The following is a 25,239-nucleotide window of genomic DNA, read 5'->3' as shown; positions in this document are numbered from 1 at the left end:
TCACCTCACTCAAAAATAGTTTCAGCGATATTTTTGACGGCAGATTTTTCTCTATCATCCTCAAGTTTGTCAATAATACCTCTTTGAATGGCACGTTTAGGAGGCAAGTAGACTGACAGATCACAAGTATCGAGCAGTGCTCTGATCGATGCAGCTTCTTCTGATACCTGTCCATTTTGTACTTGTGTAAAAAGATCAGCTGATAATTGTACATATTGGTCAATCAGACGCTCATCCTGAAGAGTACTTTGAGATTGTAAAACGGTTTTCAGCGTTTCTCCTTTAATATAAGGAACATCTACAACGATGAATCTGTTTTTTAAGGCCTCATTTAAAGGTACGGTTCCGATATAACCTTCATTGATAGCCGCGATCACTTTAAACCCTTCTGCGGCCGTAATGACCTCATTTGTGAACGGATTGGTAATTGTCCGTCGGTAATCCAGTACGCCGTTTAAAATAGGCAGTGTTTCAGGCTTTGCCATATTGATTTCATCGATATAAAGAATATGCCCTTTTTTCATTGCCTGAATGACAGGTCCTTCAATAAAGGTGATTGATGATTTGCCATCAATTTGTTCAATTGTTTTAAATCCGAGCATCGCTTCAGTGTCGAGGTCAACAGAACAGTTAATACTATACATTGGCTGATTAAAAGTATAGCTGACAGTTTCTGCGAGCTTTGTTTTTCCTGACCCTGTCGGTCCTTTCAGCAGAATATTTTTTTGTAATGACAGACTGACCAGTACATCATGTAAAACTGATTGGTCATCAGCAGTATATCCCCCTGTCCCGATTCTGCCTGCGGGATCTGTTTCTCCCTTAGGACTATTTTCAATTAATTCCCTGATATTTTCAGGCAGTGTATTTAATTTCATTTCAATCATCCTTTTCATTTAACATCAATGACTTATTGTACCGTTCTTTAGGCTGGATGTTCAACTAATCAAAAAGAGTAAGGGGGATATCCCTTACTCTTTTTCATATATATACAACCCCCGGTCAAGCTTTCTGACCTGAGGAAAATGACGCTGGATGGTTTTCATAAAGGTTGTAATATTGGCTACGCGGAATCCAGTGGTTTCTTCTACGTAGAACTGAATATCTGTACCTTTCACCGGTTCTAGTTTCTTTTTCAGAACTTCGATCGCAGCAGCGTGCATTTTTTTTGATTTTCCGGTATTAACGGGTTTAGTCTGCTGAGAAGCGGATGAAGCTGAGCCTTTTTCTGCAGCCTCAGACTGATCTAATTCCCGTAATCTTTGAAGAATTTTTTCCCGTTCATCTCTGAACTCCTGCAAAATCCTGATCTCTGAATCTTCCATTTGTTCAAGACGGATTTTTAAAGCTGCACGTTCATTAAACATGTTGAGCTCCTATACCTCTTCAAAGTAGTCTTTATAGAAGCCGCCTACTTTACCTGAATTATCAATAATAAAAATAAATTCTTCAGTTTCATTTTTAACATCGTACGTTTTACCAACAGTTAATACATTGTTTACGACATATTTTGCTGCATTGTCGTGTATACATTTAACTTGTTTTATTGTTTCCCGGTTTTCCCAGTCTAAGTGAAGCATGGATCAAAACCCCTTTCAATAATCTTTATCGTTAGTATATCGTTAATTTCAGTGAATGTTAATAGCCTGTATTCACATGACTGAATTGTTCTCCTGTATCAACGCTACCGAAAATCCTTGTTACCGGATACCTCTGTCCTGAGAGCCAGTCTTTAAAATTTATATAAAGCGGGACGGCATTCTCTCCTGCACCAAAAAGGACAGACAGATCATCAGGGTTATAGACAACTGTATGAATGGTTCCTGACCAGCTGCCGTAATTCTTTTTGAAAATTCCGTATGATGGATCATTAAACAGATAAAATGCACTGAGCGGATCAGTGGTTGTAGCAGATTGCTCATTAATTGTGCTGAGTCTTGATTTTGACTCTTTCAGTTGATACCGGTTTTCAGAAAGTTTTTCAGGCGTTTCGAAATGATTGGTACATGCGATATCATTTTTCTGGCGTCTTTCAGAGACTCCGAGAGCAGATGCTTCAACGATGGCATGCTGACCTGATGCATCGTAAAGCGTGTAATTAAACGCGTGTCTATGGGGGATAGCTTTAAGCATTGCTACAGCTTCCCGGACATTTGCGCAGCTATCAAGTAAGAATCGCGCGATTACTGAACAGGTAAACCCTTCTCCTGGATTTTTTCTGTTAACAAAATGAAAGCCCACACATAACCCTTTTTCATTCATGCCGTCTATCCGGCCAATCATCCGGCCGGCTACACCAATTGATGCATAGGCATTATCAGGCTGCCAGATCATGAGTCTGCCTTCATATGTTTTTGGATGAAAATCGTAGTTTCTTGCAAAAAAATTCTGTTTCATTAGTACTGAGCAGCCTGATTTTTTCCAATCCTGCTGCCAGCCTGAATATTCATGTACAGTATTTTCCAGTCCCCATCCGAGCTCAGTGCTCAATCCATTTAATTCATCCCATATTCCCGGAGCAAAAGATTTTATGTGCTCTTCTGCTTTTTTCATATCCAGCTGATATGATCTTTTGGATTTTTCGCGTCTGTTTACATGAGTTTGATATAAAGGAGTCTGTTTGAAAAGCGCTCCTGCTTTTAGCCCAAGATCATAATAAGACCCTTTTCCTTTAATCACATCTATATGAAACCGCTGCATAGCATCATGTCCTTTTTCATTCATTATGATTCAAATTTTCTTTTCTTTCCACTTTTAATACGGTTATATAACATTTAGATAACAACCCGAATTACCGGTTGAAGACAAGATATCTTCATCGTATAATGACGTTAATGGAAAGTTAAGAATATTCCATTAACAATCACTAAGGAGGTTCTATCCATTGAAAATCTTAAGTAATGAACAGCTTTTATCTGCTTACCGCGACGCTGAGAAACATGGAGAACACGATACACAGGTGATTTTAAAAAGGGAAATTCAAAAAAGAGGTATTCACGCCGGCCGACATCGGAAATAATGTTTAAAAAGCACGCAGTGATCTACTGTGTGCTTTTATTATGAACGTAACAGGGCCAGTCCAACAATTGGACTGGCCCTGTCTTTTTAGTTACCCTTCAAGTAACAGGTCTTCCGGATTTTCAAGCAGCTCTTTAACCATTTTAAGGAATCCTACTGCTTCTTTTCCATCAATGATTCTATGATCATAAGACATCGCAATATACATCATAGGACGGTTTTCGCTTCTTTCGGCATCAATTGCTACCGGACGCAGCTGAATGGTATGCATGCCAAGAATACCAACCTGTGGTCCATTTAAAATTGGGGTAGAAAGCAGTGAGCCGAATACACCACCGTTAGTGATCGTAAATGATCCACCCTGAAGATCACTCAATTGAAGCTTCTTGTTTTTAGCTTTTTCAGCCAGATTGACAATTTCCTGTTCAATCTCAGCGAAGTTCTTTCTATCACAGTCTCTTACGATAGGCACTACAAGTCCGTCAGCAGTAGACACAGCGACACCTACATCATAATAATGCTTCAGGATTACTTCGTCTCCGTCGATCTCAGCATTAACATAAGGGTACTTCTTAAGTGCTGCTACTACGGCTTTTGTAAAGAATGACATGAAGCCAAGTCTCACATCATGTGTTTCATGGAACTTATCTTTTTTACGCTTTCTAAGATCCATCACGTGTGTCATATCAATTTCATTAAACGTAGTCAGCATTGCAGCTGTCTGTTGTACTTCTACAAGACGGTTAGCGATTGTCTGACGGCGGCGGGACATTTTTTCTCTTGTTACCGGTTTGCCATCATCTTTTTTCGCTGCAGGTGTTTCCTGCTTCTTCGGCGCATCCTGTTTCTTTTCCTGCTTCTGTGAATCAGTTCCGTGTGCTTCTACATCCTGCTTTCTCACACGTCCCATTGGATCAGCTGTCTGGATTTTGGAAAGGTCAATACCTTTTTCTCTAGCAAGCTTGCGAGCGGCAGGAGAAGCAATTGTACGTTCTTTTTTATCTGAGCTTTCCTGTTTTTCAACGTTTTCATCAGCATTCTTTTCTTCTTTTTCCTCAGGCTTGGCTTCTTCAGATTTATCTTCAGAAGACTCGTTATCTGATTCATCTGAAGAACTGCTGCCTCCGCCTTCACCAGCTTCAACAATTGCGATTACCTGTCCAACTTCAACAGTGTCGCCTTCTTCAGCTTTCAGCTCTTTAATTACACCTGCTTCTTCAGAAATGACTTCAACATTTACCTTATCAGTTTCAAGTTCTACAATGTATTCGCCTTTTTCTACTTCATCTCCAGGCTGCTTAAGCCATTGTGCGATTGTACCTTCTGTAATTGATTCTGCTAATTCCGGAACTTTAATTTCTGCCACTGTGTCTTCCTCCTCTATTCTTTCCCTTTAACTACTGATTTTTCAAGAATACGCTGCTGTTCTTTTTTGTGTACTGTCGGATCGCCTTCAGCTGGACTGCTTCGGCGGCGTCTGCCGATATAAGATACTTCAGATCCTTCAGGTGAAAGTTCTTTCAGACGGGGTTCAACAAACGTCCATGCACCCATGTTCTTAGGCTCTTCCTGAACCCAGATAATTTCTTTTAAGTTCTTATAACGGCTGAATACTTCTTTAAGTTGTTCCATTGGGAATGGATAGAGTTCTTCAACACGTACCAGGTGCAGCCAGTCATTATTTTCTTCTTTCTCTGCTCTTTCAATCAGGTCAATACCAACTTTACCTGATGACAGGACGATTCTTTCTACTGCTTCTTCATTTTTACCAAGCTCTGGATGCTCGATAATTGGTGAGAAGGCTCCTTCAGACAACTCTTCAGCACTTCTCGATACAACCGGATGTCTGAGAAGACTCTTAGGTGTCATAATAACGAGCGGACGTACCTCTTCTTTTTTCAGAATTGCCGCCTGTCTTCGAAGGATATGGAAATACTGAGCAGAACTTGTCAGGTTTGCAACTGTCCAGTTATTTTCAGCTGCTAGTGTCAGGAATCTCTCCATTCTTGCTGAAGAGTGTTCAGGACCCTGTCCTTCATAACCATGCGGTAATAGCATGACAAGACCTGACTTCTGTCCCCACTTTGCACGGCTTGAAGAAACAAACTGGTCAAACATGACCTGAGCCATATTTGCAAAATCCCCATATTGCGCTTCCCACAGAACAAGCGTTTCTTTTGAAAAGACATTATATCCATATTCAAATCCGACTACAGCTGCTTCAGTTAGCGGACTGTTATACACACAGAAAGATGCATTTGCATCAGAAATATGATGTAACGGTGTGTATTCTTCTCCCGTTTTTTCGTCGTGAAGGACAAGGTGACGGTGAGCAAATGTTCCACGCTGAGAATCCTGACCTGTCAGACGGATTGGTGTCCCGTCCTGAATAATGCTGCCGAATGCGAGTGTTTCAGCATGTGCCCAGTCGACTTTTCCATCTTTTTCGAAAGGATCATTTCTTCTCTGAAGTATTTTCTCAAGCTTTTTAAATACGTTAAATTCTTCAGGGAAATTTAATAAATCTTCATTCAGTCTCTTCAGCCTGTCATATTCAACAGCAGTCGTAATATGTTCGAGCTTTGATTGAACGTCTTCAGGCGGATTCATATCAGTATCAGGATCCTTTTCAGATTTTGGTACTGTATCATACGCTTTTTGAAGCTTGGCTGTGTTTTCTTCAATCATTTTTTCAGCTTCTTCAGCTGACACTGTCTCATTGGATACGAGCTTATCCTGATATAGCTTACGCACGTTATCCTGATTTTTAATATATTGATATAAATCCGGATTTGTCACCATTGGTTCATCCATTTCGTTATGACCAAAACGTCTGTAACCAATAAGATCAATCACAAAGTCTTTGCCAAATTCAGCACGGTACTCGCTGGCCATAATCGCTGCAGCAAGGCACGCTTCAGGATCATCAGCATTTACGTGTAAGATCGGAACTTCAAAACCTTTAGCAGTATCTGAAGCATACTTTGTAGATCTTGAATCAAATGATTCAGTCGTAAACCCGATCATATTATTCGCAATAATATGAATAGAACCGCCTGTATGATACCCTCTCAGTTGGCTCATGTTAAGTGTTTCAGCTACCACGCCCTGCCCTGGGAATGCTGCATCTCCATGAATCATAATGGCAAGTGACGCCTGCTCTTTTAAATCGGGAATTCCAGGATTCGAACGTGTTTCCTGTGCTGCTCTTGTGTAACCGGCAACAATCGGACTGACTACTTCAAGGTGACTCGGGTTATTCGCAAGTGTTACGCGTGTTTTCGCTTCATCTTTGCTCACATTGCGGTCAGCACCAAGGTGATACTTAACATCACCAGTCCACCCGTAAGTAATACCCGTAGAGCCTTCAGAAGGTATAAGGTCTTTGCTTGGTGCATGCTGGAACTCAGCGAAGATCATTTCATACGGTTTTTCAAGAACATGTGCAAGTACATTCAGACGTCCACGGTGTGCCATGCCGATATTAATAGAGGAAGCACCCTTCTCAACTGTTGACTGAATAATTTCATCTAACAGCGGAACCATCGTGTCAAGTCCTTCAATCGAAAAGCGCTTTTGTCCGACAAATGTTTTATGGACAAAGTTCTCAAACCCTTCAACCTGCATGAGTCTTTTTAGAATACTTTTTTTCTTTTCATCTTCAATTTTTGCATCAAGTGAACCAGATTCAATGTAATTTTTCAGCCATTTCTTCTCTTTACGGTCATGGACATGTGAATATTCGAAAGCAATTGTCTTTGTGTACATTTTTCTTAAATATTCAATGGCTTCATATCCATTTGTTACTTCATCTGTAGAATTTTCAATCAGAATATCGACAGGAATCTTTTCAAGATCTTCCTTAGTCAGATTGTGAGTTTCCAGATCAATTCTTTCACTGTCTTTTTCTTTGTCATGGAGCGGATTGATATCTGCAGCAAGATGTCCATAAGTGCGGATATTCTCTGCAAGTTGAACTGCAGCAATCACTTTGCTGTAATCAGTTCCTTCAATCGCTACTTCAGTCTGTTTGGACTTCTCTTTGTACGGAGAGCCATTTTCTTTGAAATACTGCTGTAATTCTTCATCAACAAGAGACGGGTCTTCTTGATAAAGGTCGTACATTTCCATCATATAGCCCAGGTTTGGACCAGAAAAAGTTAATACTGATGGATCCTGCTGCTCCGACTGTTTTCTCATTTTGAAAACCTCCAACGTATTGGACAAATCACTTTAAGAGTCATAGAGTGATTTGCTATGTAAATATAGTAATTATGGTGAGCTAAAACGCTTACAGAGCCATTTTATCACTGTAAAGGAATGAGATAAAGCTTTTAGATCGATTTTTTCAAAATTTTATGCAATAAAAAATGAATACAAATTCAATAGTAGCGTGCTTTTGTCAGCCTTTATTCCAAAGGCAGAATGATTTTTATAACTGTATGACCAGGTTCGCTGGAAATGTCAATTTCAGCACGGTACACTTCAAGCAGTCTTTTGGCAATTGAAAGGCCAAGGCCATTACCGCCCAGTTCTCTGCTTCTCGACTTTTCAACTCTGTAAAACCTGTCAAAAATAAAAGGCAGATTTTCTTCAGGGATTCCTTCTCCGAAATCCTCAACGCTTACTTCATAATGCGCAGAATAAACAGTTCCGGAAACGATTACTCGATCATCAGAGTATTTAAGTGCATTCTCGATCAGGATAATCAGTACCTGCTCAAGATGGTCCTTTTCAATCAGCGCATTTCCCTGTTCAATATTTGTTTTAAGCGTACGGTGCTGGTGGAGCGACTGCATTTTTTCTATGGTTTTTTCAATGACTGCAGCACAATCTGACGGAGTTATCTCACTTGCCTTGACATCCCTGTCAGCTCTTGAAAGCATTAGCAGATCATTAACCAGTTTTTTCATCCTGATTATTTCCTGCATTGAGATCTGGAGAGATTCCTCAAGGACCTCAGGATCCTTTTTACCCCATCTGTTAATAAGATTTAAATGTCCTTCCATAATCTGAAGAGGAGTCCTCATTTCATGTGAGGCATCTTCTGTAAACTGTTTCTGTTTGACAAAGTTTTTCTCAAGCTCCGTCATCATGTCATTAAAAATTTCAATTAATCCGCCGATTTCATCCTGATATTCAGGTTCCGGAAGCTGATGCTGAAACCCTTCTTTCTGTGTCTTTTTCATCGTTTCCCCTAGCCTTGTGATAGGTCTTATGAAATTACCTGATAATAAAAATGCTGCATACGAACTGAAGAATAATGCAGCTACTAGCAGGATGACTGACAGGAAGATCATATAGTTCAATTGTGCAGTATAAGCACTGAGCGGGTGGATAATCTCAATATATCCTCTGAAACTGTTTGTAACCACAGGAGTCCGTCCAACCAGAACAGCACTCCCATCAAGCCTGTTCCTTTCAATTTCAGTCTCACTTACCGGCTTAAATGGAACAGAAAGCGATGAGTCATTACGCTGGATCTGATAAATTTCAAATCCATCTTCATTATAAAAATGAATAATCTGACCTCTCTCATAAATCTGCTCAGCAAGGTCTCTTCCTTCTTCAATATCATTATTCGTTATGACCGGATTACGATTTTCATAGAAATCTTTCAGATCTGTTAACACTTCTGTCAGCGTATTTCTTTCCTCCTGTATCATCCACTGGCTCATGGCTACGATCAGAATGATACTGAAGCATGTAAACGCCAGAAAAATCGTTGCTGAAGCAGATAGCATCCATTTCCATCTGATGGACAGACGGTTCCATTTTATTTTCAGACTTGTCATGACCGGATCACATACCCGGTTCCGCGCACAGTTTCGATATAAGCTGAAGGCTGATCAGGGTCAATTTTATTTCTCAGGTGCCTGATATACACATCCACAACATTCGTCTCAGCTTCAGCGTCATATCCCCACACTTTCTCAATAATTCTGTCTCTCGTCAGTACAATGTCTTTGTTTTCTAATAACATTTTGAGAAGGTTGAACTCTTTATTGGTTAAGATAATTTCCTGACCGTTTTTTTCCACTTTATACGATTTTGTCATTAAAGAAAGGTCTTTATGATTCAGTGTATCCTGTGAATCACTTCCTGTTCTTCTCATGAGCGCTCTCATTCGAGCAAGCAATTCTTCAATGGCAAAAGGCTTCACGATGTAATCATCTGCCCCACTGTCAAGACCTGAAACCCGGTCCATTACGCCGTCTTTTGCAGTTATCATGATAATGGGCAGATCTTCAGCCTGTCTAATCCTTCTGCAGATCTCCATTCCGCTAAGAGAAGGCAGCATCAGATCAAGCAAAATCAGGTCAAAAGCTTCACTGAGTGCCCTATTCAGTCCATCGCGGCCGTCATGTTCTGTTACAACCTCATAGCCTTCATACTGTAATTCCAGTTCAATGAATCTGGCCAGGTTTTTTTCATCTTCGATTACCAATATTCTATTTTTCATCGTTTCGCCACCTTATAAACATAGGTTATCTCTTATTCTATAACAAAAACCGGTTTCCTGCGGAGGAAACCGGTTTTTGTAGATTATTTCACTGCAGCATGTATCAGTGATTCAATGTCTTTTTGCTGATTTTTATATTGAAGGTCCACAATTTTACTTCCTACAATGACGCCATCGCCGTAAGATGACACTTCTTTTACCTGTTCAGGTGTAGATATTCCAAAGCCTGCAAGAACCGGTACTTTACTGTATTCTTTCAATTGTTTGATAAAACTTTCAAGTCTGTCACTGATATTCGAACGTTCTCCAGTAATTCCAGTTACTGAGACTGCGTATAAAAAGCCTTCAGAAGCTTCTGCAAGCATTTTAATTCTTGAATCAGGACTTGTCAGTGTTACAAGTTGAATCAATGCAAGATCTGTCTGCTTGATATATGGACTGATCAGCGCATTTTGTTCATAAGGTAAATCAGGAATAATCAAACCGGATACACCTGATTTTTCTATATCGTTGAATACTCTATCCAGACCATATTTGTATAAAGGGTTAATATACGTCATCAGTACAATTGGAACAGTCACTTCGTCTTTTATCTCCTGCAGGGCGCTTAACACAGCAGGTAAAGAAGCACCATTCTTTAATGCTCTTTTCCCTGCTTCCTGAATAACTGGACCGTCAGCTGCCGGGTCTGAAAACGGAATCCCGAGTTCAATGACTGTTGCCCCGCTGTTTTGCAGGAAAAGGAGCTGATCCTTTAGTGCATCTATTGTTGGATCTCCTGCCATAATATATGGAACGAAAGCTTTTGATCCGTTTTGATTAACTGTCTCAATTGCCTGACTGATCTCATGTTTTCCCATTATTCTTCACCTTCCAGTGCTGCTTTTACAGTATTCACATCTTTATCCCCACGCCCTGACAGGCAAATCACAATGATGTCATCTGCGTTGCCTTTCTCTGCTCTTTTAACGGCCTCTGAAACGGCATGGGCGCTTTCTAGAGCGGGAATAATCCCTTCAGTTTTAGAGAGTAGCTGCAGGGCTTCGAGTGCTTCATCATCTGTAATTGAGATATATGATACCCGCTTAATTTCGTGCAGATAACTATGTTCAGGTCCGACTCCTGGATAGTCGAGGCCTGCTGAGATAGAGTGTGCTTCCTGAATCTGCCCATCCTCATTCTGGAGCAGATACATAAGTGATCCATGGAGAATACCGACTTCACCGGCAGTCAGTGTAGCTGCATGTTTATCAGTATGAATACCTGACCCTGCTGCTTCCACACCGGTCAGCAAAACATCTGAATCGTCTATAAATGGATAAAACATACCGATTGCATTACTTCCTCCGCCTATGCAGGCAATAATTTCATCAGGAAGACGTCCTTCCTTTTCAATGATTTGAGCTTTCGTTTCATGTCCAATTACACTTTGGAAGTCCCGCACCATTTCAGGGAATGGATGTGGCCCTAGTACAGAACCGATGATGTAATGTGTATCTTCCACGTTTGCAACCCAGTACCTCATCGCTTCATTCACGGCATCTTTTAGTGTTCCACTGCCCTGTGATACAGATTCAACCTTAGCCCCAAGCAATTCCATCCGGAACACATTCAGTTCCTGTCTTCTGATATCTTCTTCACCCATAAAAATAACGCATTCCAGATTTAACAGCGCACATACTGTTGCAGTTGCAACACCATGCTGCCCGGCACCAGTTTCTGCGACAATTTTTCTTTTACCCATGCGCACTGCAAGAAGCGCCTGCCCAATTGTATTATTGATTTTATGGGCGCCTGTATGATTGAGATCTTCTCTTTTCAGATAGATTTTCGAACCGCCGACTTTTTTTGTCAGGTTTTCTGCGAAATAAAGAGGCGTTTCTCTTCCAACATAATCTTTGAGATAATGATTGAGCTCTTTTTGAAAGTCAGGATCTTCTTTTGCTTCTCTATATGCTTTCTCAAGGTCAATGACAGATTGCATAAGTGTCTCAGGGACAAATCTGCCGCCAAACTGACCGAATTGACCATTTAAATCGGGTTGTGTATAGGTTGTCATATTAACAGCTCCTTTTAGCTTCTTTAATAAACGAATGAATTTTTAAATGATCTTTCTTCCCATCCGTTTCCACACCGCTTGATACATCTACACCGACAGGAGAGGTTTCGCGGATTGCTGCTGACACATTTTCAGGGGTCAGGCCTCCTGCCAGAAAGATCTCAGCAGAACCCCCTTTAAGCACTGTCCAGTCAAAGGTATGACCGCTCCCGCCGCGATATTTCCCTCCTGGTGCATCTGTCAGAATATGCTTTACATCATACTCTTCAAACTTGTTGAGATCTGAATTGCTGCTGATGCTGAATGCCTTGATGACAGGCTTTGGCATATCAAGACAGAATTCAGGTGATTCTTCGCCATGAAGCTGAATAAGATCAAGTTTTGCAACACGTACTGTTTCCTCAACTTCTTCCTTTGTGGAGTTAACAAATACCCCAACCTTACGGACATGTCCAGGCACATCCTTACTGATTCGCGCAGCATGTTCTGGTGTTACCCGCCGCTTACTGTCAGCGAATACGAAGCCCAGATAATCGGCTCCGCTGTCTACTGCTGCAGTGACGTCCTGTTTGTTCATTAATCCGCAGATTTTAACGAGCATGTGTATCACTCTTTAATGGAACCTGAAGCGACTGTAATAGTTCGCCCGGGGCATCTGTTCTCATTAATGCTTCTCCAACAAGAACAGCTGATGCTCCTGTCTCAGCTGCTGCAATAGCATCTTTTTCCGAAGAAATGCCGCTTTCACTGACAAAGGACAACCCGTTTTGAATGATTGTTTGACCAAGCGTGCCGCTAATACCTAAATCCACTTCAAATGTCTTCAGGTTACGGTTATTCACTCCGATTAATTCTGCATTTATATGAAGAGCGCGCTGCAACTCCTCTTCATTATGCACTTCTGTCAGAACAGTCAATTTCAGACTTTTTGCATATTGATATAGCTCATTCATTAAGTCATCAGACAATGCTGCTGCAATCAGCAGAATCATTGACGCGCCTGCGTTTGCTGCTTTATCAATCTGTCTTTTATCGATCATAAAATCTTTACATAATACAGGTATAGAAACAGCTTCAGCTACTTTTTTCAGGTCATCAATTGATCCCTGGAAAAATGATTCATCTGTCAGAACAGAGATGGCAGAAGCACCATTTTCCTCATACAGTTTCGCACGTGATACAGGATCTATATCAGGGTTGATCAGTCCTTTTGAAGGTGAAGCCCTTTTAATTTCTGCAATGATACTCATTTTTTCGTGCTGGCCAATTCGAAACGGCAGTGGTTTAATTCCTACAGTTGAATAAATGGCAGTATCAGCTTTCAGTTCTTCTTTTTTCTTTTCAATAATTTTATCCAGGATTGTCATTAGACCACCGCTTTCTTCTGGCTGAATTCTATGAGTTTATTTAACTTGTTTAAAGCTGCTTTTGAATCAATACTTTTTTCTGCTTCTTTGATTCCATCTTTGATTGAAGATGTTCTACCTGATGCAAATAATGCAATACCTGCATTCAATACAACTGTCTGACGGTACACTGAATCTTCACCGGATAAAACTGAAAGCAGAATTTTTGCATTCTCTACAGAATCTCCACCTTTAATATCTTCATTAGGAACAACAGATAACCCAAGCTCTTCAGGATGAAGCGTAAATTCTTTAATTTGATCATCTTCTAGAAGAGCGAGATAATTCGTTCCTGCTAGTGAAGCCTCATCCATGTGTCCTGCACCGTTAAGTACGACACCTCTATTACGACCTGTTTTTTTCATTGCCAGTGCCATCGTATGAATCATGTCTCTTTTATAAATACCAATCATTTGTGATGATAATTGTACCGGGTTTGTAAGAGGCCCAATCAGGTTGAATATCGTAGGCACACCCAGTGCTTTTCTCGCTTTCATGACATTTTTAATGCCGCTATGCACATGTGGAGCAAATAAAAAAGTGATGTGGTGCTTATCAAGTAATTCCTTCATTTCATCTTTAGTAAAGTCCAGTCTGACACCAAGGTGCTCAAGTACGTCAGCGCTGCCGGTTTTACTTGAAATACTGCGGTTGCCGTGTTTTGCTACCGGAACTCCTGCACCGGAGATTACAAAAGCTGCACAGGTGCTGATATTAAAACTCTGTGAACCGTCTCCGCCAGTACCGCAATTATCAATAATATTTTCAGCCGTCGTTTCATAAGTTCCCGCAATTTCTTTTACAGCTCTGACAAGACCGCTGATCTCATCAGAAGTTTCTCCTTTTTCTTTTAACGCCAGCAAAAACTGCTGAATCTCTTCCTGGGATGTTTCTGTATCAAACATACATCTACCAGCCTCAGTCATTTCCGCTTCTGTTAAATGAATTCTCTGCTCAGCTAACTCAATATACTTTCTCATCTAGACTCTCTCCTTCGCTGTAATAAAATCAGTGCACTGCTTTAGCAGTTCCTTGCCTTCCTCAGTACCGATTGATTCCGGATGAAATTGCAATCCGAGTACAGGATGCTCGTTATGAATAACGCCCATAATTTCATAATCATCATCAGAGTAGGCAATTGGCTCCAGACAGTCAGGAAGACTGTTTTTTTCAATGACCAGTGAATGATATCTCATCACACTGATCTGTTTTTTATCACCGAAAATATCTGCTCTTGAATGATTGATCAGTGATTCTTTTGCATGCATAATATTTTTTGCCCTGATGACGTTGCCTCCATAGGCTGCGCCTATCGCCTGATGACCAAGGCAGATTCCGATAATCGGAATATCTCTTCCCAGCTCCTGAATGACCTCTATGCATTTCCCTGCATCATCCGGATGGCCTGGACCCGGGGAAATCACGATACAATCAGGATTCATTACTCTCAGCTCTTCTATTGTAAATGCATCATTTCTTAAAACATTTACCTCGTCATATTCATTTAAATACTGATAAAGGTTATAAGTGAACGAATCATAATTATCAATTAGTACAATCATCGTCCCACCTCCAGCAGTGATTTTGCTTTATTAATCGTTTCTTCATATTCATTTTCAGGAATCGAATCATAGACTATACCTGCTCCAGCCTGAACGTGTGCGGTCTGGTCTTTAATGACCATTGTTCTGATGGCAAGTGCGAAATCCATTGAGCCATTGAAGCCGGCATAACCTACTGCACCGGCATATACGCCTCTTTTAACCGGCTCGAATTGATTGATCAGCTGCATCGCACGGATCTTGGGTGCGCCGGACACGGTTCCTGCTGGCAGTGCTGCTACTAATGCATCTAATGGGTCAATTTCCGACTTTAGCGTACCTTTTACTTCGGAGACAATATGCATCACATGCTGATATCTTTCGATTACCATGAACTTAGAAAGAGAAATGGATCCCGTCTCACATACTCTGCCAAGGTCATTTCTGCCAAGGTCTACAAGCATTTTATGTTCGGCACACTCTTTTTCATCACTCAGCAGTTCTTCTGCAAGACTGATATCTTCCTGTTCAGTACGTCCACGTTTACGCGTTCCTGCAATAGGATTAGTCGTGACTGTGCTGCCATCCACTTTAATCAGACTTTCCGGTGAGGCACCGAGGACAATGTAATCTTCAAAATCGATATAAAACATATATGGTGAAGGGTTATCTTTTCTAAGGTTTCTGTAAAAAGAAAAGGGTGATCCATTAAAAGGTGCGCTTAACCTCTGCGAAAGAACAACCTGAAAGATATCACCTGCACGGATATATTCCTTTGCTTCTTCGACGTACTTTTCGTATAATTTCCGGTCCATATTCGACTCATACTGCAAAACTTCTGTCTGATCCGGCTGAGGGGTAATACTGCTGAAGTCAAATATCTGGCTGATCACCTCATCAATTTTACTTTCAAGCGCTGAATGTGACATTTTACGCTCAGGGTCAAATTTAAAAACGGTTATTTCATGTTTCTTGTGGTCATAACTGATGATCGTACTGTAAAACATCAGGTGTGTATCAGGCATAGCGAGCTGATCATCAGGTGTCTGCCCGATATTTTCATAAGATGCTGCTTCATCATATCCGATATAACCAATTGCTCCGCCGGCCACCGGACTTTCTTCAGTCTGTATATGATACGTTTTTAATAATTCCTTCAGGTGTGCAATCGGCTTTTGAGCCACATCCTGGACACTATTTTCAGCTGTTACGACTGTTTCACCGTTTATTCCTTTCAGCTCTGCGAACGGATCTGCAGCAATAAAGGAATATCGTCCTGATTCCTCATGCTTTAAAGAGCTCTCAAGCAGACATTTTTTTCTTCCTTTTACACTTTGAAAAATCGAAATAGGGGTCAATGAATCTCCCATTACTTTTTTTACTGCATAACTCATCTCTTCTGTTCTCAACTCTCTCACCTCTTTTAAATATAAAAAAACTCCGCACAGAAATGGTTCTGTACGGAGGACGGTATGATACCGCGGTGCCACCTCAGTTGGAGCAATGCTCCCTCTTCATGATGCTGTAACGGGCATTAGCCGGACTCACTCCCAGGTCCATTCTGTCAGTGCTACAGTCCTGCTCTCACCACCCGCAGGCTCTCTTAACTGTGCTCACTGCATACTCTTCCTGTTCAACGTTTTTCCATATAAAAAAGCTTCCTGTCCTGTAAAAAAGGACGGGAAGCCCGTGGTACCACCTTCATTGATTTCATTAAGAAACCCACTCATTGCGCGACAAACTGTCTGCGCCGTCAGCTATCGGTGACGAACCGCCTGATCCTACTGAACTTTCAGACCGGTGCTCCGGAGTCCATTCACACTGATTCTTTACTGGTTTTCACCTGCCACCAGCTCTCTTGAAAAGAATGAAGTGTTACTACTCTCCTTCATTGCGTTAAATTGTTATTGTTGATGATATTAAATGGTATTGGAAAAAAAGTCAACAGTTTAACTTTAATTTTTTTAACAACTCTGATAATAGCAGATTATCTGAGTTTTAGATCTGGAGCAACTTTCTTTAGGTAATCTTTTGCAGCTTCCGACATTTGCTCATAGATTTTATCTTCACCTGTTTCAACAGTTTTTTCAATCAAAGCGTCTCCATTTTCTTTCAACTGAAGCGTCAAACGATGTGTGAATGTTGCATTCCCGATCAGGTCAATATGATCAAATTCGTCATTTTTTTTGTGAACCATACACTTTACCCTGCCGCCATCGTTAAAAATATTTAATGGTTCACCGGCTTTCCACTTGCCTGCAATGACCTGTACAAGGCTCGATGATGACATCGCTGTTCCACAGGCATTCGTGAAACCGACCCCGCGCTCGTAGGTTCTGACAAAAAATTCACCCTCAGAAAGCTCCACTACATAACTGACATTTACACCATCAGAAAACCATGGATTTTCTTTGTTAAAAGATGATGCCAATTCTTCCTGACTGTCTGAATTGATCTGGTCTACTGTTACATTTGTGATGATATGCGGGTTAGGAACAGCAAGGGCTGTAAATGAAAGGTCTTTGTCCCAGTCAGAGACAGCCTCAAGCACCAGTTTTGTTTTTTCGTTCAGTGATAACGGAAGAGAATCAAGGTTAAATAGAATAGGTGAGATTTCTACTGAATAAGTAGGGATATTTCCATACAATTCGTCTACCTGTTCAACCTGTAAAACCGCCTTCATCGTTTCCACTTTAAATGACTGAATCTGGTCTCTTTCAGCGATATACCTTGCTGCACATCTCAAGCCATTTCCACACATGGAAGCTTCGGAACCATCTGAATTAAATACTCTCATTTTTGCGTATGCTGCTTCACTTTCAGAAATATATAATATGCCGTCTGTCTGTGTTTTTTGACATAGACTTAACGCCCACTGCTTTCTTAAATGATCATGAATATCGATTGAGGCCTCATTTTCATCTATTATGATAAAATGATTTTTAGAGCCGTGAGACAAAATAGCTGATACCATTTGTACCTCTCCTTAAATAAACTTTGTTTTAAATACAATGCCATAAATACTGTTTTCGTGCAATCAGACTGTCAGGGGGTAATTTATGAATCAGGAAGATGTGAAGTTCAGGTTCGATGTGCTGGAGGTGTCTAAATCAGACAGTGGTTATATGATTACCGTTCATGTACAAGTCAGGTGGTTAAAAGAGGTAGTATATGAAGGTCCTGTCGAGATCAGCATGAATGACATTGGCATTTTCCCTTCACCTGCACATATTGCAGCTGCTACGCCTTATAAAGGTGTACGTGGAAAACTGGGGGCTGAACTGAAAAGATATATAAAAATCCAGAAAAAGTTTATTCCGGAACTGGCTGAAGAATGAATCTATTAAAAAAGAGGACTGTCAATTGACGGTCCTCTTTAACGTTCAGTGTATAGTTATACCCCAGGCATAAAGTGAAGAACAAAATATACAAGGAATAAAATTGATATAATTAAGAGTGGTGCCGTTACTTCTTTCCAGCGGCCGGTTACAAATTTCATCAACGGATAGAGTATAAATCCGATCGCTATGCCGTCTGCAATACTGTAAGTAAACGGGATCATCACAATCAGCATGATAGATGGAATAGATTCTGTGAAATCTTCCATATTCATATGCCTCATCTGCTGAATCATTAAGATACCGATAATAATTAAGATCGGAGCAATCGCATGGTCTGGAATATAACCCATATACGGAATAAAAGCAGCCGAAATGATAAATAAAACACCGACTGTCAGTGAAGTTAAGCCAGTACGTCCACCGGCAGCCATTGCGGCAGTTGATTCAACAGTCGAAACTGTCGGACTTGATCCGAGAAGTCCCGAGCTGAATGCTGAAATTGCATTTGCTCTCAGTGCACCTGAATATTTCTCCGGCCTTTTAATAAACGCAGTGTGTCCATGAACCAGCCCGATATTCTCAAATACCAGTACCATTGTCATCGAGAACACACCGATCCAGAATGGAATCTGGAGCCAGGAATCAAATGAAAGCTGAAACCAGACAGCAGAATCTGCGGTAATCGCTGAGTTGCCTGCAGTGTCAGGTGTAATCCCCATTACAAAAGCCAGTGCTGTTCCAAAAAGAATGGTCCATAAAAAATGACCCGGCACGTTTTTAATGAATAGAACGAGCGCAAATATTAGCGTCAGGATCGTTGCCAATGCCTGTGGCTCATTAAAATGCCCGATTGCCAGTATTGAATTTTCCCCCTGTATAACCAATGAACCTTTTTCAAGTCCTATAAGCAACAGGAAAAAGCCAAGTCCTACTGTAATGGCATCTTTCAGTGACTGAGGAATTGCTTCACTCAGTACACCTGACAATTTTGTAAAAGCAACTACCACAAACAGTAAACCTGAAATCGTGACGATGGTTAATGCTTCCTGCCATGTAAACCCCATTGATTGCACCAAAGTATAGGTGAACATCGCATTAATACCCATTCCAGGAACGAGTATGATTGGTGCTTTACCAATCACCGCCATCAATATACATCCCAAAGCACTCACCGCAATGGTTGCAATGACAGCTCCTTCAAATGGCATACCGGATTCTGACAGGATCAATGCATTGACTGCTACAATGTACACGATCGTAAAAAAGCCGATAATGCCTGCGGTTACCTCTTTTTTAACTGAAGTACCATGTTGTTCTAATTCAAAAAATCCTCCTGATTTCATTATATAGCCTGCCTTTGCAAGCGCCCTCTCCCTACCCGCTCATACCGGAATCCGGCGAGCCACAAGAGTTTATTATACGACGAACTTTACATTCTGTCATCCTTTGAGATCAAAAAAGAGACCGGGATATTTATCCCGGCCTTCCTTTTAATACGGTTTTTATACGTCCATTCTTTTAAACAGACTGGCCATTTCAATGGCTGCAGTTGCAGCTTCCCAGCCTTTGTTTCCTGCTTTTGTACCTGCTCTTTCAATCGCCTGCTCAATTGTATCTGTTGTTAATACGCCGAAGATGACCGGCATACCTTCATCAAGAGCAATTTTAGCGACTCCTTTAGATACTTCGCTGCTGACGTATTCAAAGTGAGGTGTTGCACCTCTGATCACTGTGCCAAGCGTGATGACTGCATCATATTTACCCGATCTTGCAAGGCGTTGTGTAACTACAGGAATTTCAAAAACACCCGGTACCCACGCTACTGATACATTCGCCTCTTCTACACCATGTCTTTTTAGTGCGTCTTCTGCCCCACTTAGCAGTTTCCCTGTAATAAATTCATTGAATCTGCTAACAACAATTGCAACTTTTAATCCTGATCCTGATAAATGTCCTTCAAATACTTTTTTCATGTTAATTCCCCCTATAAATTCAGCATGTGTCCGAGTTTGGATTTTTTTGTTTCAAGATATTTAGCATTTTGTTCTTTTGTAGGCATCTGAATTGCCACTCTGTCTGTCACTTCAAGACCGTAACCTCTGACACCGGCAATTTTTCTCGGGTTATTTGTGAGCAGACGCATTTTAGTAACACCAAGGTCTTTTAAGATCTGGGCACCGATTCCATAATCTCTCAAATCAGCTGCAAATCCGAGCTTATGGTTTGCTTCAACAGTGTCAAGTCCCTCTTCCTGAAGCTTATAGGCTTTCAGCTTATTGACGAGGCCTATTCCTCGGCCTTCCTGTCTCATATAAAGCAATATTCCATTGCCTTCCCGTTCAATCTGTGACAAAGCTGCATATAACTGAGGTCCACAGTCACATCGGTTTGATCCGAATACATCTCCGGTCAGACATTCAGAGTGCACTCTGACCAGAACAGGTTCACCGGGTTTAATATCACCTTTAACAAGGGCAACGTGTTCCTGACCTGTTAAAATTTCAGTATAAGCAACTGCATTAAATTCACCAAATTCTGTCGGCATGAATGTCTCAACCTCTTTTTTGACCAGCTGCTCTTTCGTTCTTCTAAAAGCAATTAAATCTTCAATTGTAATCAATTTCAGGTCAAATTTCTTCGCGATTTCCTGTAATTCAGGTACCCTTGCCATTGTGCCATCATCATTAATGATTTCACAGATCACTCCTGAGGGTTTAGAGCCACTTAACATTGCAAGATCAACTGCAGCTTCTGTGTGTCCTGCTCTTTTCAAAACTCCGCCTTTTTTTGCAACAAGCGGGAAGATATGACCAGGACGCTTAAAATCAGCTGCTGAGGCATTATCATTGATCAACTCTCTTACGGTTAAAGCACGTTCAGGTGCACTGATCCCTGTTGTTGTATCTTTATGGTCAACACTTACTGTAAAAGCTGTCCCATGGGAATCAGTATTAGTGTCAGTCATCGGTTTTAACTGCAGCTCATCTGCACGTTCTTCTGTAATCGGCACACAGACAAGGCCGCGTCCTTCAGTAATCATAAAGTTAATCATTTCAGGGGTTGCTTTTTCTGAAAGTCCTATAAAGTCACCTTCATTTTCTCTGTCTTCATCATCAACTACAATGACCGGCTTGCCATTTCTAAGATCTTCTAATGCTTCTTCAATTTTATTAAACATTGCTCATGCCTCCTGTTCGTCACATAAAACCGTTTTCTCTTAAGTATGATTCATCTATTCCCTTTTGCTCAGGCTGAATCAGGTTTTGTACATATTTTGCGATCATATCACATTCTATATTTACCTTGCTTCCAGGTGACTTTGAAGCAATGATGGTGTCATCAGCAGTTTGGGGTATCAGAGAAATCATAAATGCATCTCTTGTTACATCAAACACAGTCAGAGATGTACCATCAACGGCTACTGACCCTTTCATCATAAAGTACTTCATGAGATCTGACGGTACCTGAATATAGATATAGATTGCATTTTCTTCTTTTTTCATTGACTGTATCGTACCTGTTCCGTCAACGTGCCCTGATACAAAATGGCCGCCAAATCGTCCTCCGGCTGCCATTGCTCTCTCAAGGTTTACTTTAGAACCTTTTTTCAGCTCATGCAGCGTAGTAGATTTCATGGTTTCAGGCATAACGTCTACTGAAAACTGTTTTCCAGCTCTTTCCGTGACAGTCAGACAAACGCCATTAATTGAAATACTGTCACCGATTTTTGCATCTTCAATGACTTTTGCACAGTCAATCGTCAGTATCATTGAATTTTTACCTTTTTGAAGGTTATGGACAGTTCCAACTTCCTCAATTAATCCGGTAAACATTCATCCATCTCCCTTCGGTACTGTTGTAATCTTGATGTCATGTCCTATCATTTCAACTTTTTCAATTGTCATTCCAAAAGCTTCATCCATATAGGCAATACCTTCTCCGCCGGTTACACCCTTAGCAAGTTTTCCAGTGATGAGCTTTGGAGCTATATACGTAATCATCCGGTTTACTGCTTTTTCTCTGATGAAGGAAGCATGAATTTCGCTACCGCCTTCAACATATACGGAATGAATATCCAGTTTGTTTAATTCTTTCAACACGCTTTCAATTTCGATGGTTTCCGTATTGAGCCTTAACACATTTACTTTATTCAATGAAGAGAGATGCTCTTCTTTTGCTTTATCAGCATTTATCCCGCAAATGATCAAAACTGGTGCTTCGCCATCATGTAAAAGTCCTGCTTCACTTGGGATCGACAGCTGTGTATCAAGAATAATCCGATGAGGTGATATACCACCTTCAGCCAGCCTGACTGTAAGGGATGGATTGTCATGAACAACAGTGTTCACCCCGATCAGAATTGCATCATGCAGATGTCGGTCAAGGTGTACATCTTCTCTCGCCTCAGGGCCGGTAACCCACTTGCTGTGGCCATTTTTAGTAGCAGTTTTACCATCGAGGGACATCGCTGTTTTTAAGGTTACAAAAGGCTTATTATTCATCATTGAATGAAAGAAATATTCATTCATGCTGTCAGTCTCCGCGCTGCATATCCCGGTTATCACTTCTATGCCGGCCTGCTGGAGCTTGCGAATCCCATTACCTGATACTTTAGGATTTGGATCCAAACTTCCGATCACTGCTTTTTTAATTTTTTTCTCAATAATTAAGTCAGCACAAGGTGGCGTTTTCCCATAATGTGAGCATGGCTCGAGTGTGACATAAATGGTTGCACCTTCTGTCTCGGCTCCCGCCATATTAAGTGCTGTTACTTCTGCATGGGCGTCGCCTGCTTTGAGGTGTGCACCCATTCCAATCACTCTGCCATCTTTAACGACTACACTGCCCACAGCAGGGTTAGGAGAAGTCTGACCCCGTGCTGCAGCAGCAAGACTAATTGCAGTTTTCATCCATTTTTCATACATCATTACTCATCTCCTGTAGCCGGATCCCTGGACTGTAGATTGTCTATACAATAAAAAAACTCCCGTGATCAACGGGAGTTTTGTCATGACGAAATAAACGTTTAATGCTATGCATTTAAACGCGATTCCTTTCTCCCATCCAGACTATAACTGTCGGCTTTGGAATTTCACCAAATCCACCGGTAACACCGGGTCACGGACTAAGAGCATCAGCTCATCACCGCCGGTAGGGAATTTCACCCTGCCCCGAAAGGTACGATATGCGATTGTCTTACTATTATGTCGGAAATGACTTCAGTTTGTAAAGGAAACAGTGTTCATTTGACTCAAAGTTTCTGAAAATTCTTTTCTCCTGTAAAATCTTAAAGTAAAATTAGATTATAAATATATTAGCGAGGGGGCTGCTTTCATGAAAATCTTATTAAAAGATGCAGTCGTATATCCAATCACTTCACAAATGATTCAATATGGAGATGTCTTAATTGAAAATGGCATCATAAAAGAAGTTAGTGAAACCATTAAGGGGCACGAGGATGCAAAAATAATTGATTGCTCAGGACAGCACTTAACGCCGGGTTTAATTGATGTTCATACTCATCTCGGACTTTACGATGAGGGAACCGGCTGGGCAGGTAATGATGCAAATGAATCGATTGAACCAATGACGCCTCATATCCGGGCAATTGATGGTGTATACCCATTAGATGAAGGATTTTTCAATGCGAGGTCTCATGGCGTAACGACTGTTAATATTCTTCCTGGGAGTGCAAATGTGATCGGCGGCATCACAGCGATTATCAAGACTAATGGTAAGACCGTCCAGTCGATGATTGTAAATCCTGAGTCCGGATTAAAAATGGCCTTAGGTGAAAACCCTAAAAGAATGCACTCGAACGGATCTAATGATTCAATTACAAGAATGGGTATTATGGGAATGTTGAGAGAGCAGCTTTATCTGGCAAAGAATTTTGATGGCACGAATGATTTAAGGCTCAGCGCCTTACAAAAAGCACTCAGCAGAGAAATCCCTGTCAGAATTCACGCTCACCGTGCAGATGATATTGTGACAGCGATCAGGCTTGCTGAAGAATTTAACCTCGATTTGCGGATCGAACACTGCACAGAGGGTCACTTAATTACTGAAGAAGTAAAAAGATCCGGAGCAAAAGTATGTGTGGGTCCGACATTTACCAGAAAATCTAAAGTGGAGTTAAGAAATAAATCGTGGAAGACCTACCAGATTCTATCTGATGCCGGAGTGGAAGTATCTATCACTACTGATCATCCTTATACACCGATTCAGTATTTAAACGTCTGCGCAGCGATTGCTGTCCGTGAAGGTTTGTCGATTCAGGCTGCACTCGAAGCCATTACGATTAACCCAGCACGCAACCTGGGGATGGAACAAAAACTTGGCAGTATTGAGCCGGGTAAGGATGCTGATCTGGTCCTGTGGAGTGAGCATCCGCTTCATTTTATGGCCTCTCCTGCGTTTACGATGATTAAGGGTGAAATCGTCTATCAAAAGTAAAAAAATATTTTTTTAAATAAGGCAAAAAAACTATTCTCAAAGTGCTTATAATTTTGTATGATTTAATTGCAAAGATGTAGACGTAACTGAATAAGTTTACAATACAATGATGCCATAAGACTGTCATATGAGTCTTTTATGGAGGGAAGGCAAATGGTGCGCCACCAGCGTCAGGCTGGTTCTAGTGGGTTCGATTCCCACCCCGAAATTTTTTATGAACGCAATGAAAAATTTCGAGGGTGGTGTTCTTCAGGTCCTGCCAGGATACTGCCCTTTTGAGGAGGGCACTACCATGATTAAAAAGCGTGACGTACATGAAAGCCAGGCGCTGTTTGACCTAATGACGCATCCCGAAGTATACCCATATGTGAGACAAAAGGCATCTTCTTCAGAAGAGCTAATGTTTATGATTAAACAAATGATTGAAGCCGAAGAGCGTGGAGAAGTCATTTCACGTACAATTATTGATGAATGGGGAAACCCTGCTGGAACGATCAGCTTATTTGACGTGCAAAATAATAGTGGTTTTCTTGGTACCTGGCTCGGCAAGCCATATCACGGCCTCGGGTATAATCAATCTGCAAAAGAAGCTTTTTTTGATGAGCTTTTTTATGAACTTGGTATTGAAAATGTTTACCTGAGAATCCGCAAGACAAATTTGCGCTCACAAAAAGCGGCAGAAAAACTGCCTTATGTTGTCTCAGCAAATGAAACAAATCAATCACTCTATGAAGAAATTAATAAAGACGAAAATGTTTTTAATCTATATGTGATTTCAAAAGATTTATATACACTTGTCCATATGCGCCAGCACAATGAAGCTGAAGATGCATTAGAAGCATAAAAAGTCCGGATCAATGTGATATGCTCCCTCCATAGTAGACAGAGAAATAATAAAAATTCTCTACTACTATGAAGGGGGCATTTTTGTGTCTAAAAGGACGACTGGCCATAC

At 41.0% G+C, this 25,239-nt stretch carries 25 protein-coding genes, 1 riboswitch and 2 other annotated features; of the genes, 4 read left to right on the top strand and 21 right to left on the bottom strand.

Going from position 1 to position 25,239, the window contains the following annotated elements; genetic code table 11:
• Positions 1-5 precede the first annotated feature (5 nt).
• The 4 genes from JOD21_RS14095 to JOD21_RS14080 form a co-directional block, all read right to left on the bottom strand.
• A complete protein-coding gene (locus JOD21_RS14095; RefSeq protein WP_204730234.1) occupies positions 6-878 on the bottom strand; it encodes an ATP-binding protein in 873 nt (290 codons plus the stop codon).
• A 93-nt stretch (positions 879-971) separates the two neighbouring features.
• Entirely contained in the window at positions 972-1,367 is a 396-nt protein-coding gene (locus JOD21_RS14090) for a Rok-like winged helix domain-containing protein (protein ID WP_204730233.1), read from the bottom strand.
• Positions 1,368-1,376: 9 nt separating this feature from the next.
• Positions 1,377-1,580 carry a DUF6501 family protein gene (locus tag JOD21_RS14085; RefSeq protein WP_204730232.1) on the bottom strand — a complete coding sequence of 68 codons (204 nt, stop codon included), beginning with the start codon at positions 1,578-1,580 and terminating at the stop codon, positions 1,377-1,379.
• Between the two features lie 58 nt (positions 1,581-1,638).
• Positions 1,639-2,700: a C45 family autoproteolytic acyltransferase/hydrolase gene (locus JOD21_RS14080; protein WP_204730231.1), complete on the bottom strand. Its 1,062-nt coding sequence runs from the start codon at positions 2,698-2,700 to the stop codon at positions 1,639-1,641.
• A gap of 184 nt (positions 2,701-2,884) precedes the next feature.
• On the opposite strand from JOD21_RS14080, the gene JOD21_RS14075 reads away from it, so the two are divergent.
• Positions 2,885-3,019, top strand: a complete 135-nt coding sequence (locus JOD21_RS14075) for a sporulation histidine kinase inhibitor Sda (RefSeq protein WP_204730230.1) — start codon at positions 2,885-2,887, stop codon at positions 3,017-3,019.
• A gap of 90 nt (positions 3,020-3,109) precedes the next feature.
• On the opposite strand, the gene odhB is transcribed toward JOD21_RS14075, so the two are convergent.
• From odhB to dapF, 12 genes are all read right to left on the bottom strand, one after another.
• Positions 3,110-4,384: a 2-oxoglutarate dehydrogenase complex dihydrolipoyllysine-residue succinyltransferase gene (gene odhB / locus JOD21_RS14070; RefSeq protein WP_204730229.1), complete on the bottom strand. Its 1,275-nt coding sequence runs from the start codon at positions 4,382-4,384 to the stop codon at positions 3,110-3,112.
• Positions 4,385-4,398: 14 nt separating this feature from the next.
• Complete coding sequence (locus JOD21_RS14065; RefSeq protein WP_204730228.1) at positions 4,399-7,218, bottom strand: 2-oxoglutarate dehydrogenase E1 component; 2,820 nt, start codon at positions 7,216-7,218, stop codon at positions 4,399-4,401.
• A 209-nt stretch (positions 7,219-7,427) separates the two neighbouring features.
• Positions 7,428-8,813 carry a HAMP domain-containing sensor histidine kinase gene (locus JOD21_RS14060; RefSeq protein ID WP_204730227.1) on the bottom strand — a complete coding sequence of 462 codons (1,386 nt, stop codon included), beginning with the start codon at positions 8,811-8,813 and terminating at the stop codon, positions 7,428-7,430.
• Positions 8,810-9,481, bottom strand: coding sequence for a response regulator transcription factor (locus tag JOD21_RS14055; RefSeq protein WP_204730226.1), 672 nt, complete (start codon positions 9,479-9,481; stop codon positions 8,810-8,812). Before JOD21_RS14055 ends, JOD21_RS14060 begins: the two co-directional genes overlap by 4 nt.
• A gap of 83 nt (positions 9,482-9,564) precedes the next feature.
• Positions 9,565-10,341 carry a tryptophan synthase subunit alpha gene (gene trpA, locus JOD21_RS14050; protein ID WP_204730225.1) on the bottom strand — a complete coding sequence of 259 codons (777 nt, stop codon included), beginning with the start codon at positions 10,339-10,341 and terminating at the stop codon, positions 9,565-9,567.
• Positions 10,341-11,540, bottom strand: a complete 1,200-nt coding sequence (trpB, locus tag JOD21_RS14045; RefSeq protein ID WP_204730224.1) for a tryptophan synthase subunit beta — start codon at positions 11,538-11,540, stop codon at positions 10,341-10,343. The genes trpA and trpB overlap by 1 nt, the downstream gene beginning before the upstream one ends.
• Position 11,541: 1 nt before the next feature.
• The gene (locus JOD21_RS19380; protein ID WP_239581611.1) at positions 11,542-12,141 is read right to left on the bottom strand and encodes a phosphoribosylanthranilate isomerase; all 600 of its coding nucleotides are present in this window, start codon (positions 12,139-12,141) and stop codon (positions 11,542-11,544) included.
• Complete coding sequence (gene trpC / locus JOD21_RS19375) at positions 12,131-12,907, bottom strand: indole-3-glycerol phosphate synthase TrpC (RefSeq protein WP_239581610.1); 777 nt, start codon at positions 12,905-12,907, stop codon at positions 12,131-12,133. The genes JOD21_RS19380 and trpC overlap by 11 nt, the downstream gene beginning before the upstream one ends.
• Positions 12,907-13,926 carry an anthranilate phosphoribosyltransferase gene (trpD, locus tag JOD21_RS14035; protein ID WP_204730223.1) on the bottom strand — a complete coding sequence of 340 codons (1,020 nt, stop codon included), beginning with the start codon at positions 13,924-13,926 and terminating at the stop codon, positions 12,907-12,909. Before trpD ends, trpC begins: the two co-directional genes overlap by 1 nt.
• Positions 13,927-14,508 carry an aminodeoxychorismate/anthranilate synthase component II gene (locus JOD21_RS14030; protein ID WP_204730222.1) on the bottom strand — a complete coding sequence of 194 codons (582 nt, stop codon included), beginning with the start codon at positions 14,506-14,508 and terminating at the stop codon, positions 13,927-13,929.
• Positions 14,505-15,881 carry an anthranilate synthase component I gene (gene trpE / locus JOD21_RS14025; RefSeq protein ID WP_204730301.1) on the bottom strand — a complete coding sequence of 459 codons (1,377 nt, stop codon included), beginning with the start codon at positions 15,879-15,881 and terminating at the stop codon, positions 14,505-14,507. The genes JOD21_RS14030 and trpE overlap by 4 nt, the downstream gene beginning before the upstream one ends.
• Positions 15,882-15,947: 66 nt before the next feature.
• Positions 15,948-16,133 (bottom strand) — a binding site (T-box leader).
• A gap of 25 nt (positions 16,134-16,158) precedes the next feature.
• Positions 16,159-16,388: a binding site (T-box leader), on the bottom strand.
• Between the two features lie 86 nt (positions 16,389-16,474).
• Positions 16,475-17,461 (bottom strand): diaminopimelate epimerase, encoded by a 987-nt coding sequence (gene dapF / locus JOD21_RS14020; protein ID WP_204730221.1) that lies wholly within the window; start codon positions 17,459-17,461, stop codon positions 16,475-16,477.
• An 85-nt stretch (positions 17,462-17,546) separates the two neighbouring features.
• Here dapF and JOD21_RS14015 point away from each other — a divergent pair, with 85 nt between their 5' ends.
• Positions 17,547-17,825 (top strand): hypothetical protein, encoded by a 279-nt coding sequence (locus JOD21_RS14015; RefSeq protein ID WP_204730220.1) that lies wholly within the window; start codon positions 17,547-17,549, stop codon positions 17,823-17,825.
• Between the two features lie 56 nt (positions 17,826-17,881).
• Here the strand turns inward: JOD21_RS14015 and JOD21_RS14010 are convergent, their stop codons facing one another.
• The 5 genes from JOD21_RS14010 to ribD all read right to left on the bottom strand — a co-directional run bounded on the left by JOD21_RS14010 (position 17,882) and on the right by ribD (position 22,756).
• Entirely contained in the window at positions 17,882-19,171 is a 1,290-nt protein-coding gene (locus JOD21_RS14010; protein WP_204730219.1) for an NCS2 family permease, read from the bottom strand.
• A gap of 159 nt (positions 19,172-19,330) precedes the next feature.
• Positions 19,331-19,801 carry a 6,7-dimethyl-8-ribityllumazine synthase gene (gene ribH, locus JOD21_RS14005; protein ID WP_204730218.1) on the bottom strand — a complete coding sequence of 157 codons (471 nt, stop codon included), beginning with the start codon at positions 19,799-19,801 and terminating at the stop codon, positions 19,331-19,333.
• 11 nt (positions 19,802-19,812) lie between these two features.
• Positions 19,813-21,006: a bifunctional 3,4-dihydroxy-2-butanone-4-phosphate synthase/GTP cyclohydrolase II gene (locus JOD21_RS14000; RefSeq protein ID WP_204730217.1), complete on the bottom strand. Its 1,194-nt coding sequence runs from the start codon at positions 21,004-21,006 to the stop codon at positions 19,813-19,815.
• Positions 21,007-21,025: 19 nt separating this feature from the next.
• Positions 21,026-21,661: a riboflavin synthase gene (gene ribE, locus JOD21_RS13995; protein ID WP_204730216.1), complete on the bottom strand. Its 636-nt coding sequence runs from the start codon at positions 21,659-21,661 to the stop codon at positions 21,026-21,028.
• Positions 21,662-22,756, bottom strand: coding sequence for a bifunctional diaminohydroxyphosphoribosylaminopyrimidine deaminase/5-amino-6-(5-phosphoribosylamino)uracil reductase RibD (gene ribD / locus JOD21_RS13990; protein WP_204730215.1), 1,095 nt, complete (start codon positions 22,754-22,756; stop codon positions 21,662-21,664).
• A 120-nt stretch (positions 22,757-22,876) separates the two neighbouring features.
• Positions 22,877-23,011, bottom strand: a riboswitch (FMN riboswitch).
• Between the two features lie 151 nt (positions 23,012-23,162).
• Between ribD and JOD21_RS13985 the strand changes: the two genes are divergently transcribed.
• Together JOD21_RS13985 and JOD21_RS13980 are read left to right on the top strand one after the other, a co-directional pair.
• The gene (locus JOD21_RS13985; protein ID WP_204730214.1) at positions 23,163-24,284 is read left to right on the top strand and encodes an amidohydrolase; all 1,122 of its coding nucleotides are present in this window, start codon (positions 23,163-23,165) and stop codon (positions 24,282-24,284) included.
• Positions 24,285-24,576: 292 nt separating this feature from the next.
• Positions 24,577-25,128: a GNAT family N-acetyltransferase gene (locus tag JOD21_RS13980; protein ID WP_204730213.1), complete on the top strand. Its 552-nt coding sequence runs from the start codon at positions 24,577-24,579 to the stop codon at positions 25,126-25,128.
• Positions 25,129-25,239 lie beyond the last annotated feature (111 nt).

Origin of the sequence: Jeotgalibacillus terrae, from assembly GCF_016908195.1 — a bacterium.
Lineage (GTDB): Bacteria > Bacillota > Bacilli > Bacillales > Jeotgalibacillaceae > Jeotgalibacillus > Jeotgalibacillus terrae.
This window is presented reverse-complemented; position numbering and strand designations above follow the sequence as displayed.

Excerpts from the sequence above, each read along its gene's own strand:
- JOD21_RS14010 (WP_204730219.1), bottom strand. The coding sequence starts at position 19,171 with ATGAAATCAGGAGGATTTTTTGAATTAGAACAACATGGTACTTCAGTT.
- JOD21_RS14030 (WP_204730222.1), bottom strand. The coding sequence starts at position 14,508 with ATGATTGTACTAATTGATAATTATGATTCGTTCACTTATAACCTTTAT.
- JOD21_RS14060 (WP_204730227.1), bottom strand. The coding sequence starts at position 8,813 with ATGACAAGTCTGAAAATAAAATGGAACCGTCTGTCCATCAGATGGAAA.
- ribE (WP_204730216.1), bottom strand. The coding sequence starts at position 21,661 with ATGTTTACCGGATTAATTGAGGAAGTTGGAACTGTCCATAACCTTCAA.
- JOD21_RS19380 (WP_239581611.1), bottom strand. The coding sequence starts at position 12,141 with ATGCTCGTTAAAATCTGCGGATTAATGAACAAACAGGACGTCACTGCA.
- JOD21_RS13985 (WP_204730214.1), top strand. The coding sequence starts at position 23,163 with ATGAAAATCTTATTAAAAGATGCAGTCGTATATCCAATCACTTCACAA.
- ribH (WP_204730218.1), bottom strand. The coding sequence starts at position 19,801 with ATGAAAAAAGTATTTGAAGGACATTTATCAGGATCAGGATTAAAAGTT.
- JOD21_RS14065 (WP_204730228.1), bottom strand. The coding sequence starts at position 7,218 with ATGAGAAAACAGTCGGAGCAGCAGGATCCATCAGTATTAACTTTTTCT.
- trpA (WP_204730225.1), bottom strand. The coding sequence starts at position 10,341 with ATGGGAAAACATGAGATCAGTCAGGCAATTGAGACAGTTAATCAAAAC.
- JOD21_RS14090 (WP_204730233.1), bottom strand. The coding sequence starts at position 1,367 with ATGTTTAATGAACGTGCAGCTTTAAAAATCCGTCTTGAACAAATGGAA.
- JOD21_RS13980 (WP_204730213.1), top strand. The coding sequence starts at position 24,577 with ATGATTAAAAAGCGTGACGTACATGAAAGCCAGGCGCTGTTTGACCTA.
- JOD21_RS14015 (WP_204730220.1), top strand. The coding sequence starts at position 17,547 with ATGAATCAGGAAGATGTGAAGTTCAGGTTCGATGTGCTGGAGGTGTCT.
- trpC (WP_239581610.1), bottom strand. The coding sequence starts at position 12,907 with ATGACAATCCTGGATAAAATTATTGAAAAGAAAAAAGAAGAACTGAAA.
- JOD21_RS14080 (WP_204730231.1), bottom strand. The coding sequence starts at position 2,700 with ATGCAGCGGTTTCATATAGATGTGATTAAAGGAAAAGGGTCTTATTAT.
- trpB (WP_204730224.1), bottom strand. The coding sequence starts at position 11,540 with ATGACAACCTATACACAACCCGATTTAAATGGTCAATTCGGTCAGTTT.
- JOD21_RS14000 (WP_204730217.1), bottom strand. The coding sequence starts at position 21,006 with ATGTTTAATAAAATTGAAGAAGCATTAGAAGATCTTAGAAATGGCAAG.
- JOD21_RS14085 (WP_204730232.1), bottom strand. The coding sequence starts at position 1,580 with ATGCTTCACTTAGACTGGGAAAACCGGGAAACAATAAAACAAGTTAAA.
- trpD (WP_204730223.1), bottom strand. The coding sequence starts at position 13,926 with ATGAGAAAGTATATTGAGTTAGCTGAGCAGAGAATTCATTTAACAGAA.
- JOD21_RS14095 (WP_204730234.1), bottom strand. The coding sequence starts at position 878 with ATGAAATTAAATACACTGCCTGAAAATATCAGGGAATTAATTGAAAAT.
- dapF (WP_204730221.1), bottom strand. The coding sequence starts at position 17,461 with ATGGTATCAGCTATTTTGTCTCACGGCTCTAAAAATCATTTTATCATA.
- JOD21_RS14055 (WP_204730226.1), bottom strand. The coding sequence starts at position 9,481 with ATGAAAAATAGAATATTGGTAATCGAAGATGAAAAAAACCTGGCCAGA.
- ribD (WP_204730215.1), bottom strand. The coding sequence starts at position 22,756 with ATGATGTATGAAAAATGGATGAAAACTGCAATTAGTCTTGCTGCTGCA.
- trpE (WP_204730301.1), bottom strand. The coding sequence starts at position 15,881 with ATGAGTTATGCAGTAAAAAAAGTAATGGGAGATTCATTGACCCCTATT.